The sequence below is a fragment of the Mesorhizobium sp. IMUNJ 23232 genome (assembly GCF_044326205.1).
GTDB lineage: Bacteria > Pseudomonadota > Alphaproteobacteria > Rhizobiales > Rhizobiaceae > Kumtagia.
In genome coordinates, this window is record NZ_JBIRCY010000074.1 from 1 (window position 1) to 14915 (window position 14915).

Below are 14915 nucleotides of genomic sequence, written 5' to 3' on the forward strand. Positions count from 1 at the left end.
GCACGTCCATCACCTGCGCACGGGTGATACGCGGCATCAGTTCCATCGCGAAACCGGTGACGCCCGCCCGCGCCATCTCGGCAAGCGCCGCATCGTTGCCGTAAGGATCCATGATGGCCAGCACCGCGGCGCCGGCCTTGTAGCCCTTCAGCTCCGCGTCGGTCGGCCGGCGCACCTTCAGCACCACATCGGCCCGGCCCGCATCGGCGGCTTTGCCAATGACCGCCCCGGCAGCCTGGAAATCCGTATCGATGATACGAGAGGCCAAACCGGCGCCAGTCTCGACGACCACCTCAAAACCAAACCCCGCCAGCCGCTTCACCGTCTCCGGCGATGCCGCGACACGTGTCTCGGATGCGTCGACTTCCTTAGGAACGAAAATGACTTGTCCCACCGCCTCTATCCCTCCGGTTGGAACGTTGCGCCTCTTCATACGGCCGAAATGATCGGCCGCAGAACGAAATCGTCAGGCGGGACGGTTTTGTCAGGTAATATGCGCAGGTATGTCGCGCAGCACGTATCCGCCGCCGGCCACGACAACGATGAACAGAACCAGCGCCGAGAAGAAGCCGCCGGCAAAAAAGCCGAACGCCATTGCCACAAGCAGCGCGGCGCAAATGATCGTACCCCATTTCGCGAATTGCACGAACATCCTGTAGGTCTTTTCGTGCTCGGAATATTCCATGTCGGCGCCCAGCTCGAGCGGTCCGGTCGGGGTGTGGTCGGCCATGCGGGTACCTCCGAAAGTCGTATTCGGCACATAGCGAAATCATGCCGCGAGGGCAATGCTTCGATTGGCCATGCGGCTGCGACAAGAGCGACGCAATTTTCTTGAAAATCGAATGCGGACGCAACCTAAGGGGCCGGCGAGAGAGTGGCTATGGCCTGGCGGATGGTTTCGCGCGAGAAGGGCTTTTCGACGACCGGCCGTCCGGCCTGTTCAAGGAACCGCGCCGCAGAACTCCCGAGTGTGTCGCCGGTGACGAAGACGAAGCGGTCGGCGGCTTGCGGCACCGTGTCCCGCACCCACTCGTACAAGGCCGGGCCGTCTGTGTGCGGCATTCTCAGGTCGCAGAAGACCGCGTCGAATGTGGTCGTAGCCAGGGCCTGCTTGGCGCTGGCGCCATCCGCGACGGTGGTGACGGTAAACCCCTCTGTCTCCAGGAACAGGGCAACCATCTCGCCGACGTCAGGTTCGTCGTCCACGACAAGGGCCGTGCGGCCGACGCCGCCTTTGGCAACCTGCGTCTGGCCTCGCTCCGGCTGGGCGACGGCCGCGGCCTCGACCGGCAGCCGCAAGCGGAAATGCGCCCCGCCGGCATTGTCGAGAAGATCCAGCCTTCCCTTGTGAGCCTGGACGACGCCCAGCGAAAACGCCAGCCCGATGCCGGTGCCCACGCCCTGCGGCTTGGTGGTGAAGAACGGCTCGAATATCCGGTTCCGGATATCCGGCGGCACTCCGGGCCCGTTGTCCGAGAGGAGGATCTCGATCTCGCTGCCGACGAGCGAGGTCTCGACCACGATGCGCCGCGGCTCGGGAACGTCCTGCAGCGCCTGCTGGGCATTGACGACCAGGTTGAACAGCACCTGGTGCATCTGGTCGGGGTCGACCTGCAACGGCGGGAGACCGTCGGCGAACCGGGTGCCGACTTCGATGCCGGCGGTCCGAAGGCCGTAGCTCGCTATGTCGAGAGCGGCGCGGATCAGGTCGTTGGCATCGACGCTGCGGCGCTGGGGAGGGCGTTCACGCGCCATGGCGAGGAAAGTCTGGACGATGCGGGCGCAGCGTTCCGCCGCGCGCTTGATCCTGGCCGCGCGGTCGGCGTTTTCCGTGCCGGCCAGCAGTTCCTCCAGCACCATCGCCTGCCCGACCACCACCGCCAGCGGATTGTTGAGCTCGTGCGAGACGCCGGCAAGCAGCGAGCCGAGCGCATTGAGCCGCTCGCTCTGGGCCAACGCCTCGCGCGAACGCGCCAGCGCCGCCTCGGCTGCCTTGGTCGCGGTAAGGTCGAGGATACTGCCGACGATCACCTGCTGGCCGTCCCACTCGACATGGCGCCAACTGAGCGAGGCCGGGAAAACCGACCCGTCGAGGCGGCGGAAATGCGCCTCCACCCCGTCGACCCGCGACAGTTCGCGCGACAGCGCGTTGATGCGGCGGTAGTCTTCGCGAGTCGCGAACCAGCGGTGCTTCAGGAACCGTTCCTCATCGCCGGCGCCGACCCCCATCATCTCGCGGAACGCCGGATTGGCGACGATCAACTGGTTGCGCGGGTCGATGAAGACCACCGGCACCGGATGGTGATGGGTCACGGCGCGGAAGCGCCGCTCGCTCTCCGCCAGCCGCTCGGCGGAACGCTTCAATTCGGTGATATCGATGTCGAAGCCGCCGATCCGCGCTTGCTCCTGGTCTTCCCAGACCGGAAAGCGCACCACCAGGCTCCAGGCATAATCAAGCGCTTCGCTGAGAAATTCCTCGACGGCGACCACCTGCCCCGTCTCGAGGACGCGCCGGTCGTTCTCGGCGATCATCGCGACTTCCTCGGGGCTGAATATATCGGCGGCCGAAAGCCCGATCGACTGCTCGGCCGGCCGGCCGAACACCTTCGCCATTTCAGGATTGGCCATCAGGTAACGACCGTCGGTGTCCTTCAGGTACATGCCAATGGGCGCATGCTTCATGAACGCCTCCAGCCGCGCCTGGCTGGCGAGCAGCGCGGCGTCGGCGGCGCGGCGTTCGGAAAGGTCGCGCAGGCAGGCGGTGAAGAACCGCCGGCTGCCGCTCCACGCCTCGGTGATCGCCAGTTCCACCGGAAATTCGCTGCCGTCTGCATGCATCGCCGTCTGTTCGACGCGGCGGCCGAGCAGGCTCGGCAAGCCGCCTGCGGGATAGGCGCCGCTCGCGTCCCCGCCACGCAGGCGCGGCGGAATAATGAGTTCGGAGATTTCCGCGCCGATGGCGGCGGCCCGCGAATAACCGAAGGTCGATTCCGCCGCCGGATTGAACTCGACGACGCGCCCCGCCTCGTCGGTGACGATGATGCAGTCCAGCGACGAACGGATCACCGAGGCGAGGATTGCGTCAGCGCAAGCGGCGTCAAACTGTTCCAAGCGAAGCTCCTGCCCGAAAGCTCCCACGCATCGATTCCTGGATCAACGCCCTCCGTCGCTATCGGTAGCCTGTCACTCGCATATTTGCGGCGCGCACGCAAAATCAACCGGAGCGATCGACTCGGCAAGCGGCATGCTTTCTGAAAGCCTCTAGCCCCCAAAGGCTGCGGCAAATTCGAGCGCTCCGCTCGGCGCTATGTCCCGCAGGACAAGGCTTTGGACATATCTTCTGTCGAGGTCCTTGTATCTCAGCAGACCATCGCTGACGAAGCCGGCGCGGCTGTAGACCTCCGGATCGCCGATGAGCACGCAACCCTTTGCCCCGCGCTCCTTCAGCAAATCCAATCCTTGTGCGATCAGCGCCTTGCCGATGCCCTGCCGCTGCCTCTCAAGCCGGACCGAAATCGGGCCAAGACCGAACCAGCCATCGTGCAGACCATCGATCGTCACCGGCGAAAAGGCGACATGCCCCAGGGTCTCACCTTCTTCCTCTGCGACGAGTGAAATCGTCAGGTCGCCTGCCGCGCGCAGCCGCCGGATAATGTCGGCTTCCGTGCCGTCGCTGAAGGGCATCGGCCCGAACACGATCAGGGTGAGGTCGTGAATTGCATCGGCATCTGCCGCCGTTTCGGGTCGGATGAGCATCGTCAACTCCGTGAACCCGACAGCCTCGCGGCACCGCCCTTTACGACAGCCACCTCTTCCTGCGCTTGTAATGCTTCACATCGCGGAACGATTTTCGCCCCTCGCCGCCGACGCCGAGGTAAAACTCCTTGACATCCTCGTTCTGCCTGAGCGCTGACGCCGCGCCGTCGAGCACGATGCGGCCGGATTCCAAGATGTAGCCGTATTTTGCATAGCGCAGCGCGATGTTGGTGTTCTGCTCGGCGAGCAGGAAGGAAACGCCCTGCTCCTCATTGAGCTTCCGCACGATCTCGAAAATCTCCTCGACCAGTTGCGGCGCCAGCCCCATCGACGGCTCATCGAGCAGGATCATTTTGGGGCGGCTCATCAGCGCCCGGCCGATCGCCGTCATCTGCTGCTCGCCGCCCGACGTGTAGCCAGCCTGACTGGACCGCCTTACCTTGAGGCGCGGAAAATATTCGTAGACGAGGTCGAGATCGGCGCGGATGGCGGCATTGCCGTCGCGCCGCGTGAACGCGCCGGTCAGCAGATTGTCTTCCACCGACAGATGCCCAAAACAGTGGCGTCCCTCCATCACCTGGATGCAGCCGCGCCGCACCAGCTCATTCGGCGAGCGCGCCTGCACCTCTTCGCCCTCGAAGACGATCGTGCCCTTGGTCACCTCTCCCCGCTCGCCATGCAGCAGATTGGAGATCGCCTTCAACGTCGTCGTCTTGCCGGCACCGTTGGCGCCCAGCAGCGCCGTAATGCCGCCGGCCGGCACCGACAGCGACACGCCTTTCAGCACCAGGATGACATGGTCGTAGATCACCTCGATGTTATTCACCGAGAGGATGGGGGTGGAGGATTCGACAGCTTGCACGTTGCTCATCGGACCGTTTCGCGGTGGGAGGCGCCGGCATCGCAACAGAGTCCTTCTCCCCGTTTACGGGGAGAAGATGCCGGCAGGCAGATGAAGGGCAGGAGTGCGCCTTCAAAGTTTGGCGCTGCCCCTCATCCGGCTCTTCGAGCCACCTTCTCCCCGCAAGCGGGGAGAAGGAAAGAGGCGCTACATCTTGCACTCTTCGTTGATCGGCCAGGGTGCGTTGGACTCGGCGTATTTCTTCGCCCCTTCAAGCACCAGCGGTTCGATCATGCTCTGGTCCGCCTCCAGACGGTCAGAGACCTTTACGAATTTTGCGCCGTCCCATTGCAGCATCCAGGCGCCGGAATGGCCGGAATGGTTGGAGCAGGAGGTCGAGAACGGCGGCACCATGCCCTCCATGCCGATCTCCTTGAGACGCGCTTCGGTCAGCTTCAGGTTTTCCAGGCCCCAGCGCAACTGCTCGGCATTCACCACCTTGGTATTGAAATGCTTTTGCGCCTCCTTGATGCCCTCGACCACGAACATCGAGATCACCACGCCGCGCTGATAGAAGACGTAGTCGAACTCTTCGCGCGGCAGCAGTGAATTGCCCGCCTCGACGACGAGCTGCTTGATGTCCTTCATCACCTTGGAGTCGGAAACCGGAAAGCTCCACGAGATCGACCGGTAGCCCTTGCCGGCTTCGCCGACCGACTTCATGTCGCCGTCGTGGCCCGACCACCAGATGCCGACGAACTTGTCCATCGGGAATTTCGTCTTGGCCGCCTCGGCCAGCGCGCCGGCATTCATCGCGCCCCAGCCCCACATCAGCACGAAATCAGGACGCTCCCGCCGGATCTGCAGCCACTGCGCCGACTGGTTCTGCATCTCCTTCACGCCGACCGGGATCGGCAGGAAGGTGAAGCCCAACTTCTCGGCATAGGCATGGAGCAGCGGGATCGGCTCCTTGCCGTAGGGTGCGTCGAGGTGCAGCAGCACGATCTTCTTGCCCTTGAGGCTCTCCAGATTGCCATCCGAAATGGCCTTCAAAATCATCGAGGCGCCGTCCCAGTAGCTGGCCGGCGGGTTGAACGCCCACTGGAACACCTTTCCGTCGGCCATCGGCGAGAAACCGTAGCCGGGCGCCAGAACCGGCACCTTGTCGACATTGGTCTTCGGTAGCACCTGCAGCGTGATGCCGGTCGACCACGGCTGGGTGACGATCGAGGTCGCCTTGGTCTTCTCATAACACTCGGCGCCCTTCTCGGTGTTGTAGCCGGTCTCGCATTCCTCATAGATCAGCTTGACGCCGTTCACTCCGCCGTCGCGCTCGTTGAGCATGGTGATGTAGTCGCGCTGCCCATTCATCAGTGGCGTCCCCGTCGCCGCGAACGGCCCGGTCCGGTAGGACAGGTTGGCGACCGTAATTGCGTCCTCGGCGAAGGCTTGCCCGGCCAGCGTCAGCCCGGCCAGAAGGCCTGCCGCCAGCAAGGTCTTGGAAATCAGGCGTGTCATGCGGTTCCTCCAGTTTCGTTTCTCGTTCACGCCGGCAGGTGACCCCGCCGCCCAAGCGGCCCGGGCGGCCGCTATTCCCGTTATCTTAGTGCGGAAAAGGCCACATGATGAGCTTTTCCCGAATGATTGCCCAGAAGCGCGCCAGCCCGTGCGGCTCGACGATCAGGAACAGGATGATGAGCGCGCCGATGATCATCGTGTTCAGATGCTCGACCATCGCCGAGCTCAGCGGCAGGCCGGCCGAGGCAGGCAGCGTGCTGATGATCACCGGCAGAGCGACGATCAGGATCGCGCCAAGATAATTGCCGAGCACCGAACCCAGCCCGCCTATGATGGCGATGAACAGGACGCGGAAGGACAGCGGTATGTCGAAGGCCACCGGCTCTGCCGCGCCGCGCCACAGGAATACGAACAGCGCGCCCGCCACGCCGACAATATAGGACGACACCGCGAAGGCCGAGAGTTTCGCCTTCATCAGATTGATGCCGACCAGTTCGGCGGCGATGTCCATGTCGCGCACCGCCTTCCACATGCGCCCAATGCGGCCCCGCGTGATGTTGATCGCCAGCCAAGTGATGCCCGTCACGATCACCAGCACCACATAATACTGGACGATGGCCGTGGCGTTCGGCCCGGCCACAGGATGGCCAAAGACGGAAATCGTCGGCACCTGGATCGAGCCCGAGGAATTGTCGTTGTAGAGCCACGACCATTTCTCGAACAGCCACACCAGGAAGAATTGCGCGGCGAGCGTCGCGATGGCGAGGTAGAAGCCCTTGATCCTGAGCGACGGCAGGCCGAAGGCGACGCCGATCGCCGCCGAAAAGAAACCCGACAGCAGGATCGCAATTATCAGGTTGAGCTCCGGGAAGATGGTCACCAGCTTGTAGCAGGCATAGGCGCCGACGCCCATGAAGGCTCCGGTGCCGAGCGACAACTGCCCGGCATAGCCGGTGAGGATGTTCAGACCCAGTGCTGCCAGCGCGTAGATCAGCACCGGCGTCAGCAGCGCGCGGAACACGAATTCGTTTGCCGTCATCGGGAAGACGACGAAGGCGAAGAGCAGGATGAAGCCGAGCAGCCATGCATCCTGCCTGATCGGAAACAGCGCGTGATCGGCGCGGTAGGATGTCTTGAACTGGCCGGCGGTGCGGTAGAGCATCTATCACACCCGCTCGATGATGCGTTCGCCGAACAGGCCCTGCGGCCGGAACAGCAGCACGATCAGCGCCAGCACGAAGGCGAACCAGGTCTCGGTGTTGCCGCCCAGCAGCGGCTGGCCCCAATAGATCTCGAACAGCTTTTCCAGGATGCCGATGGCGATGCCGCCGATGATGGCGCCCGACACAGACTCCAGCCCGCCCAGCATCAGCACCGGCAGCGCCTTGTAGGCGATGACCTCCAGCGCGAAGGACACGCCCGCGCGGGCTCCCCACACAATTCCCGTGGCGAGCGCGATGATGCCGGCGATGAACCACACCAGCACCCAGATGGTCGACAGCGATATGCCGACCGACAACGCCGCCTGATGATTGTCGCCCAGCGCGCGGATGGCCCGGCCCATCTTGGAGCGGTTGAGGAAAACCAGCAGCACGACGACCAGCACCACCGCGCCGATCACGGCGGTAAGGTCCTTCTGCTCGATCGACACGAACCCACCGAACGGCTCGAAGGTGTAGCTGCCGGTCGGAATATGAAGCTGCTCGGTGATCATCACCTTGTTCTCACCGCCGAAAATGATCTCGCCAAAGCCGATGAGGAACAGCGTGATGCCGATGGTGGCCATGAACAGGATGATGTCGGGCTGGTTGACCAGCGGCCTGAGCACCACCCGCTCGATGGCGACGGCGAGCACGAACATGACCGCCAGCGTCAGCGGCACGGCGAGCAGCGCCGGCACGCCGTGTTCGTGGAAACCGATCAGGGTCAGCGCGGCGAACACCACCATGATGCCCTGCGCGAAGTTGAAGATGCGTGAGGATTTGTAGATGAGCACAAAGCCCAGCGCGATCAGCGCATAGAGCACGCCGGCGACCAGCCCTTCCCACAGCACCTGCAGCAGAAAGTCCGGCGCAGCGATCATGTCCGCGAAGGGTTTTAGGAAGATGGCGTCGAGCAGGTCCATCCGTAAATCTCACCCCGCCAGTTGCGGAAACAGCCCCAGCAGGCCGATAATGATCAGATACAGCGCCACGATGTAGTTCAGCAGACGCGGCACGATCAGGATGAGCACGCCGGCGATCAGCGACACAAGCGGAGTGATGGCGATGGTGGTGAGGTCCATGGAAAATTCCTTTCAGTGCGCGACGCCAAGATAGGCGTCGATGACGGCCTGGTTTGACTTGACGGCATCGGGAACGCCGTCGGCGATCTTCTTGCCGTAGTCGAGAACGACGACCCGGTCGGAAAGGTCCATGACCACGCCCATGTCGTGCTCGATCAGCGCAATCGTGGTGCCGCGCTGGCGGTTGACGTCGATGATGTAGCGGCTCATATCCTCCTTCTCCTCGAGGTTCATGCCCGCCATCGGCTCGTCGAGCAGCAGCAGCGACGGCTCCATCGCCAGTGCCCGCCCGAGTTCCACCCGCTTCTGCAGCCCGTACGGCAGTTTGCCCACCGGTGTGCGGCGGATGTGCTGGATCTCGAGGAAGTCGATGATCTCCTCGATCTTTTCGCGATGCTCGATTTCTTCCGCGAGCGCCGGCCCGTGCCACAGCATCTGCCAGAACAGGTTCCTGTTCATATGCACCGAGCGGCCCGCCATGATGTTGTCCAGCGTCGACATGCCCTTGAACAGCGCCACATTCTGGAAGGTGCGGGCGATGCCCTGCCGCACGGCATGGTGCGGTTTCATCCCGCGCCGCGTCTTTCCGCGGAAGACGATCTCGCCCTTCTGCGGCGTGTAGAACCCGTTGATGACATTGAGCATCGAGGTTTTTCCGGCGCCGTTCGGCCCGATGATCGCCCTGATCTCGCCCTGGCGGATGTCGAAGGAGATATCGGTGATCGCCTTCACCCCGCCGAAGGACAGCGAGACGTTTTTCACTTCCATCAGCATCTCGCCCGTCCTGGCGTCATCTGCCCGGGCGACCGGCGTGGCGTCGACGGGGGCATTCATGCGGCTAGGTCTCGCTGGCCGGCGAGGAGCTGAAAAGTCTTCGCCTCGGCGATCTTCACCGTCGCGCTGATCCGGCCCTTCCGGCCATCCTCGTAGGTGACCTCCGTTTCCACGAACCTTTCCGTCGAACCGTCATAGAGCGCCTCGATCAACGGCCGGTAGCGCTCGGCGACGAAGGCGCGGCGCACTTTCTGCGTGCGCGTCAGCTCACCGTCGTCGGCGTCGAGTTCCTTGTGCAGGATGAGAAAACGCCTGATCTGCGCGCCCGCCATCACCGGCTCGCGCGACAGCCGCCGATTGGTCTCATCGACATGGCCGGCGATGATTTTGTAGACCTCCGGATGGCTCGCCAGTTCCTGATAGGAGGCATAGGCGATGTTGTTGCGCTCGGCCCAGTTGCCGACCGCCTGCAGGTCGATGTTCAAAAACACGCCGACGAAGTCGTGCCCGTGGCCGAAAGCCACCGCCTCCTTGATGTTCGGGAAAAACTTCAGCGTGTTCTCGATGTATTTCGGCGCGAACAGCGCGCCGGACGTCAGCTTGCCGACATCCTTGGCGCGGTCGACGATCTTCAACTGCCCTGAAGCATCGAAAAAGCCGGCATCGCCGGTCTTCACAAAACCGTCCTCGGTGACCGTCTCGGCTGTTGTCTCCGCCTGCTTGAAATAGCCCGAAAACTGGCCGGGCGAGCGGAACTGCACCTCGCCGGCGTCGGTGATGCGGATATCGACGTTCGGCGCTGCCGGCCCCACCGTGTCGGCGCGCACCGCGCTGTCGTTCTGGCAGGTCACGTAGAGAAAGGCCTCCGTCTGCCCGTAGAGCTGCTTCAAATTGATCCCGAGCGAACGGAAGAAGGAAAAAAGATCCTGGCCGATCGCCTCGCCGGCCGTGTAGGCGATACGAATGTTGGAGAGGCCGAGCACGTTGCGCAGCGGCTGGTAGATCAGGAATTTTCCGAGCGCATAGTCGAGCCGCGCCAGCAGCGGCACCGGCCGGCCTTCAAGGATCGCCTCGCCATATTTGCCGGCGACGCCGATCCAGCGCTTGTAGATCCAGCGTTTCAGCCGGCCGGCGTCCTCCATGCGGATGGTGACGCTGGTCAGCAAGGATTCGAACACGCGCGGCGGCGCAAAATAGAAGGTCGGCGCGATCTCGCGCAGATCCTGCGCCACGGTCTCGCTGCTTTCCGGGCAGTTCATGCAGAAGCCCGAGACATAACCCTGCGCATAGTTGAGATAATGGTCGCCGACCCAGGCGAGCGGCAGGTAGGCAAGCACGCTGTCCGCCTCGCTCAACCGGTCGAAGGCGGCGGTGTCGCGTGCCGCGTTGACCGAGCCACGCGCCGGGATCATGACGCCCTTGGAACGCCCGGTCGTGCCGGAGGTGTAGAGCATCACCGATGTGTCGTCGCCTGATGCCGTGCGAATGCCGTCCTCCCAGACCTTCCCACTTTGCGGATCGCCGGACAGGACTTCTTCGCCACGCTGCTGCACGCTTTCGAACGATTGCAGCATCTCCTGCCGGTAGTCGCGCAGTCCGCGCGGTTCGTCGTAGACGACCGCTTCGAGCGACGGGATGCGCTCGATCGTGCCCAAAATCTTGTCGACCTGCTCCTGGTCCTGCACCACCGCGAAGCGCGCGCCGGCATGGTCGAGCACATAGGCCATCTCGTCGGCCACGGCGTCGCCATAGACCGGCACAGGCACCGCGCCCAGCGACTGCGCTGCGGTAAACGTCCAGTAGAGGCGGGGCCGGTTTGACCCGATGATGGCGATGTTGTCGCCTGGCTTCAGCCCGAGCGCCTTCAGCCCGATCGCGAATTTGCGGATTTCGGCGAGCTGCTCAGCCCAGTTCCAGCTTTGCCAGATGCCGAAATCCTTGTGGCGCATGGCAGGCTTGTCGCCGAACCGTGCGGCGTTCAGCAGCAGATATTTTGGAAACGTGTCGAGGTCTGAGGCGGCGGCGGAGGCCGTCGATGCCATGACCATGCTCCTCCCGATCCGCTTTGCGCGTTGTTCGGCCATAGTGCCGATACAATCGGCCAATGCAACACGACGTTAGCCTAATATCGGGATCGGCGCGGGAATTTCCCGGCCGGTCCTGGAAGGCAGCACATGATGGATCGGCGAAGCGAGGCGAAAGCGGTGCGTTACAGGCACCGAAGCGCAACATGCCTCAATTGTGGGAGCATCGAAGCGAGGCAAACGGCGTTTGCCGCCCGGCCTCATTCATTTTCGGAGGCTCTCTCAGGCCGCGTCCTTGAAATATTTCGCCGTCGGCAGGATCGTCAAGGGCACCAGCTCTCCCCGCCCCGGCCGCGCAAACAGCATCCGCTGCTCCATCGGCGTGGATCGGAAAAAAGGATAGCGGGTGAACGATCTTTCGCGGATCGCCGCGACCGTTGCCCGATAGAGGAGGCCGGAGGAATGCAGCCCAGGGTAATGACGCTTTTCACCGATCTGCTCGGAGCGGAACACCCGCTTGTAAAAGCCCGCATGCTCGTCCTTTATCGTCGAGATGCAATACGGCGCATCGAAATGGAAACAGGCCACTCCCGCCAGCCGGAGCGTCAGATAAGGTATTTGGGGATAGAAGCGCGACCATTCCGGATCCGCGGCAAGACGGCTCGGGTCGATGAAACTTTCGCCGGCCGCCAGATAGGGTTCAAGGATATCGCTGTAAAGCATCATGGAGGGCGAGAACGGCTGCTCGCTCGTGACATGATGGATCCGAAGCGTACTGACCAGCGCCCCGTCTATGTAGATGCCGAACTTGTAGCAGTTGGCTGTCTCGTCAAGCGCATCATGGATCATCTGGTCCGCTTTTTCCGGAACCATGTCCGACAGCCGATAGGATTTGTAGCGAAGCCGATAGATGTCCTCCAGGTCCTCCCCCTTGTCGCAGCGCCGGTACTCCGTACGCTCGAGAAGTTCGGACACCTTCCTCGAAAACTCGGAAATTTCAGGCACGGCAACTGCCGCGGCGTCGGCGGATACGCCCGACACCAATCGCTGCTCAATCATTCAATGGCCCCTGTCCCGCAATGACAAGCCTGAACCGCCGCCATCAGCCTGTAAAGCGGAAAACTCGACACGTCCTGTTTACCAAGCATTAACCTTAAGAAATCGTTAAGGTAAGCCTTAACCCGGCCGATAAAAGGCGTTCCTGCCTCTTTGTCGCAGGCGAAGTCGGAACGGAGTTCGCGAAGCAGGCCGCATGCCGATGCCATGCGGCGGACGAAAAGCAAGAAATCAAAAAGCCTGTTTCACCAGCTCTTTTAACGGCGCGACTTGCGCTTGACGCCGGGTTGATCCGGCGCGAACGGCCAGACGGTCGTCGACATCGTCTCGATGCCGGCCGCCGAGAGGGCCGAGCCGAACAGAAAACCCTGCAGCAGGTCGGGTTTCACCTCATTCGCCAGGATCTTGAGCTGGTCGAAGGTCTCGACCCCCTCTATCGTCACGGTCAGCCCAAGCGGACGCGACAGGTTGACGATGCCCTTCAGCAGTTCCAGCGAGCGCGGGTTGCGGGTCACGTCGAGCAGGAAGCTGCGGTCGATCTTGATCTTGTCGAGCGGCAGCGTGTGCAGATAGCTCAGGCTGGAATAGCCGGTGCCGAAATCGTCGAGCGCGATGCGCACGCCGATCTGGCGCATCTCCTCGATGAACTTGCGCGTCAGCGCCTTGTCGTCGAGCAGCGCGGTTTCCGTGACCTCGATCTCCAGCCGCTGCGCCGGCAGCCCGGCGGCGGCGAGAGCTTCGCGCACCTTCTCGACGATGTCGCGGTTGCGGAAGTCGCGCGCCGAGAGGTTGACCGAAACGCCGATCGGCTCGGGCCATTTTGCGCATTCGCGGCAGGCCGAGTCCAGCATGAAGGTGCTGATGTCGGAGATGATGCCCATCTCCTCCGCCAGCGGGATGAAGATGCCCGGCGAGATCGGGCCGAGGTCCGGATGGTCCCAGCGGCAGAGCGCTTCGCAGCTTGCGATCCGCATCGTTCCCATCGAGACGATCGGCTGATAGACAACGCGCAGCGACCGCGTCTCGATCGCCGTGCGCAGATCGGCTTTCATCAGTTGCTTGTTGCGGAAAGCGGCATCCATCGCCGATTCGAACAGGCGCCAGTCGTTCTTGCCGAGTTCCTTAGCCTTGTAGAGCGCGAGGTCGGCCTTGACGATCATCGCGTCAACGTCGGTGTCCTTCACCCGCGACAGCACCGCGCCGCCGCTGACCTGCACGCGTAGCGCATGGCCGGCGACGTCGACCTCGCCCTGCAGGCCGGCGAAAATGCGGTCGAGCATCGACGCCAGATGGCTCTCGTCCTCGACCCGGTCGAAGAACACCATGAACTCGTCGCCGCCGAAACGGCTGACCTTGGTGGTTTCGCTGGCGAAGGCGGCGAGTTTTTCGGCGACCGCGTAGATCAGCCCGTCGCCGATCGGATGCCCCAGTGTATCGTTGACGCTCTTGAAGTCGTCGAGGTCGAGCACCGCGATGCCGCAGATCCGGTTACGATCTCCGCCGGCCAGCGCCTCCGCGACGATCTCGTGGAAATAGGCGCGATTGGGCAGGCCGGTCAGGCTGTCGTAGCGCGCCATCGAGCGGATTTTTTCCTCCGCCTCGACGCGCGCCGTCACATCCTCGAAGGTGATGACGCCCAGTTCCTGGCTGCCTTCGCGCGCCGAGAACTCGTAGTGCTGGCCGTTGGTGAAGGACACCAGCACCTTGCGGTTTCGCCCTTCGCGCAGCGCCCGCGTCAATTGCGCCTCGACGAAGCGGCAGTCCTTGGCGTCGAGCAGCCCGCCGGCCACGCCGCGCATCAGCAGCGAATGGATGGAGCGGCCGAGCAGCGCCTCGGTGGTCTTGAGCGACATCAGATGCGCCGCCTCGGCATTGGCGACCACCACCTTGCCGTCCGGCCCCAGCATGACTAGGCCGTGCGACATGGTGTTCAGCGCCCGGTTGAAGCGCTGGGCAAGACTGTTGGCCTTCTTCTCTTCCGACAGCGCGGTGAAGAGCACTTCGCGCACGAGATCGGCAAACCGCTTGATGGCGAAGAAGAACGGCGCCGAAAGCGTGCCCAGGATGACGTGGTAGATGTCGCCGCGCAGGATGAACGCCAGCGAGATCGGCCAGGTGGTGGTCACGATGAAGATCATGACCATGCGCGGCGAACCGTAGTTACGGCCCGCGATCGACGTGATGGAAGCCAGCGTCACGCATACCGCGGCGATTTCGGCGAAGCTGTCGGTGGTCAGATAGATGGCTACGAAGCAGAAAATCCCCAGCATGAGGCCATGCATGGAACCGTAGAGGATATAGTCGTTCTCGCGCTGTCGTGCCTCTTCCCAATCCACCGGCTTTGGCGCGTTGCGGTACTTGTTCATATTGCCGAGCCGCAGCACGGCAACGGCCATCAGCCCGGCGGCGACATAGAGATAAAGCGGGTTTTCGGTTTTCCAGTAGCAGAGAACGACGAGAAGCGTTTGCGCCGCGAAGCCAATGCTCAGCGTCAGCCCGTCGCGGAAAAGCGTTTCCACGAACGGGATGTAGATATCGACCGGATAGTCGCTCTTTCGCCTGATTGACACGCCGTGTTCCCGGCCCTGATACCCCCGACCAGTGGCACAATCCGCTTAAGAAAGGCTTAGGCGAGCACGATCCGTCGCAGGGCAGGAAAATT

12 protein-coding genes and 1 pseudogene are annotated in these 14915 nt (G+C 62.9%); all 13 read right to left on the reverse strand.

All coding sequences use genetic code 11. From position 1 onward, the window contains the following. Positions 1-394 (reverse strand): annotated as a pseudogene (locus ACH196_RS32905) (NAD(P)(+) transhydrogenase (Re/Si-specific) subunit alpha); the annotation flags it as partial. 90 nt (positions 395-484) lie between these two features. Beyond that, complete coding sequence (locus ACH196_RS32910) at positions 485-730, reverse strand: aa3-type cytochrome c oxidase subunit IV (RefSeq protein WP_396651066.1); 246 nt, start codon at positions 728-730, stop codon at positions 485-487. Positions 731-855: 125 nt separating this feature from the next. After that, positions 856-3111 carry a PAS domain S-box protein gene (locus ACH196_RS32915; RefSeq protein ID WP_396651067.1) on the reverse strand — a complete coding sequence of 752 codons (2256 nt, stop codon included), beginning with the start codon at positions 3109-3111 and terminating at the stop codon, positions 856-858. A 150-nt stretch (positions 3112-3261) separates the two neighbouring features. Continuing rightward, on the reverse strand, positions 3262-3756 hold the full coding sequence (locus ACH196_RS32920) for a GNAT family N-acetyltransferase (RefSeq protein WP_396651068.1): 495 nt from the start codon (positions 3754-3756) through the stop codon (positions 3262-3264). 40 nt (positions 3757-3796) lie between these two features. Continuing rightward, positions 3797-4627, reverse strand: a complete 831-nt coding sequence (locus ACH196_RS32925; RefSeq protein WP_396651069.1) for an ABC transporter ATP-binding protein — start codon at positions 4625-4627, stop codon at positions 3797-3799. A gap of 177 nt (positions 4628-4804) precedes the next feature. Then, a complete protein-coding gene (locus ACH196_RS32930; protein WP_396651070.1) occupies positions 4805-6115 on the reverse strand; it encodes an ABC transporter substrate-binding protein in 1311 nt (436 codons plus the stop codon). Between the two features lie 85 nt (positions 6116-6200). Further along, the gene (locus ACH196_RS32935) at positions 6201-7277 is read right to left on the reverse strand and encodes a branched-chain amino acid ABC transporter permease (protein WP_396651071.1); all 1077 of its coding nucleotides are present in this window, start codon (positions 7275-7277) and stop codon (positions 6201-6203) included. 3 nt (positions 7278-7280) lie between these two features. After that, entirely contained in the window at positions 7281-8240 is a 960-nt protein-coding gene (locus ACH196_RS32940) for a branched-chain amino acid ABC transporter permease (protein ID WP_396651072.1), read from the reverse strand. 9 nt (positions 8241-8249) lie between these two features. Further along, positions 8250-8399, reverse strand: a complete 150-nt coding sequence (locus ACH196_RS32945; protein ID WP_396651073.1) for a DUF3096 domain-containing protein — start codon at positions 8397-8399, stop codon at positions 8250-8252. A gap of 12 nt (positions 8400-8411) precedes the next feature. Continuing rightward, positions 8412-9233, reverse strand: a complete 822-nt coding sequence (locus ACH196_RS32950) for an ABC transporter ATP-binding protein (RefSeq protein WP_396651074.1) — start codon at positions 9231-9233, stop codon at positions 8412-8414. Beyond that, positions 9230-11215 (reverse strand): AMP-binding protein, encoded by a 1986-nt coding sequence (locus ACH196_RS32955; RefSeq protein ID WP_396651075.1) that lies wholly within the window; start codon positions 11213-11215, stop codon positions 9230-9232. Before ACH196_RS32955 ends, ACH196_RS32950 begins: the two co-directional genes overlap by 4 nt. Before the next feature lie 264 nt (positions 11216-11479). Continuing rightward, on the reverse strand, positions 11480-12202 hold the full coding sequence (locus ACH196_RS32960; protein WP_396651090.1) for an N-acyl amino acid synthase FeeM domain-containing protein: 723 nt from the start codon (positions 12200-12202) through the stop codon (positions 11480-11482). A gap of 308 nt (positions 12203-12510) precedes the next feature. Continuing rightward, a complete protein-coding gene (locus tag ACH196_RS32965; protein WP_396651076.1) occupies positions 12511-14823 on the reverse strand; it encodes a putative bifunctional diguanylate cyclase/phosphodiesterase in 2313 nt (770 codons plus the stop codon). Positions 14824-14915: the final 92 nt, after the last annotated feature.

Excerpts from the sequence above, each read along its gene's own strand:
- ACH196_RS32910 (WP_396651066.1), bottom strand. The coding sequence starts at position 730 with ATGGCCGACCACACCCCGACCGGACCGCTCGAGCTGGGCGCCGACATG.
- ACH196_RS32920 (WP_396651068.1), bottom strand. The coding sequence starts at position 3,756 with ATGCTCATCCGACCCGAAACGGCGGCAGATGCCGATGCAATTCACGAC.
- ACH196_RS32925 (WP_396651069.1), bottom strand. The coding sequence starts at position 4,627 with ATGAGCAACGTGCAAGCTGTCGAATCCTCCACCCCCATCCTCTCGGTG.
- ACH196_RS32930 (WP_396651070.1), bottom strand. The coding sequence starts at position 6,115 with ATGACACGCCTGATTTCCAAGACCTTGCTGGCGGCAGGCCTTCTGGCC.
- ACH196_RS32935 (WP_396651071.1), bottom strand. The coding sequence starts at position 7,277 with ATGCTCTACCGCACCGCCGGCCAGTTCAAGACATCCTACCGCGCCGAT.
- ACH196_RS32940 (WP_396651072.1), bottom strand. The coding sequence starts at position 8,240 with ATGGACCTGCTCGACGCCATCTTCCTAAAACCCTTCGCGGACATGATC.
- ACH196_RS32945 (WP_396651073.1), bottom strand. The coding sequence starts at position 8,399 with ATGGACCTCACCACCATCGCCATCACTCCGCTTGTGTCGCTGATCGCC.
- ACH196_RS32950 (WP_396651074.1), bottom strand. The coding sequence starts at position 9,233 with ATGAATGCCCCCGTCGACGCCACGCCGGTCGCCCGGGCAGATGACGCC.
- ACH196_RS32955 (WP_396651075.1), bottom strand. The coding sequence starts at position 11,215 with ATGGCATCGACGGCCTCCGCCGCCGCCTCAGACCTCGACACGTTTCCA.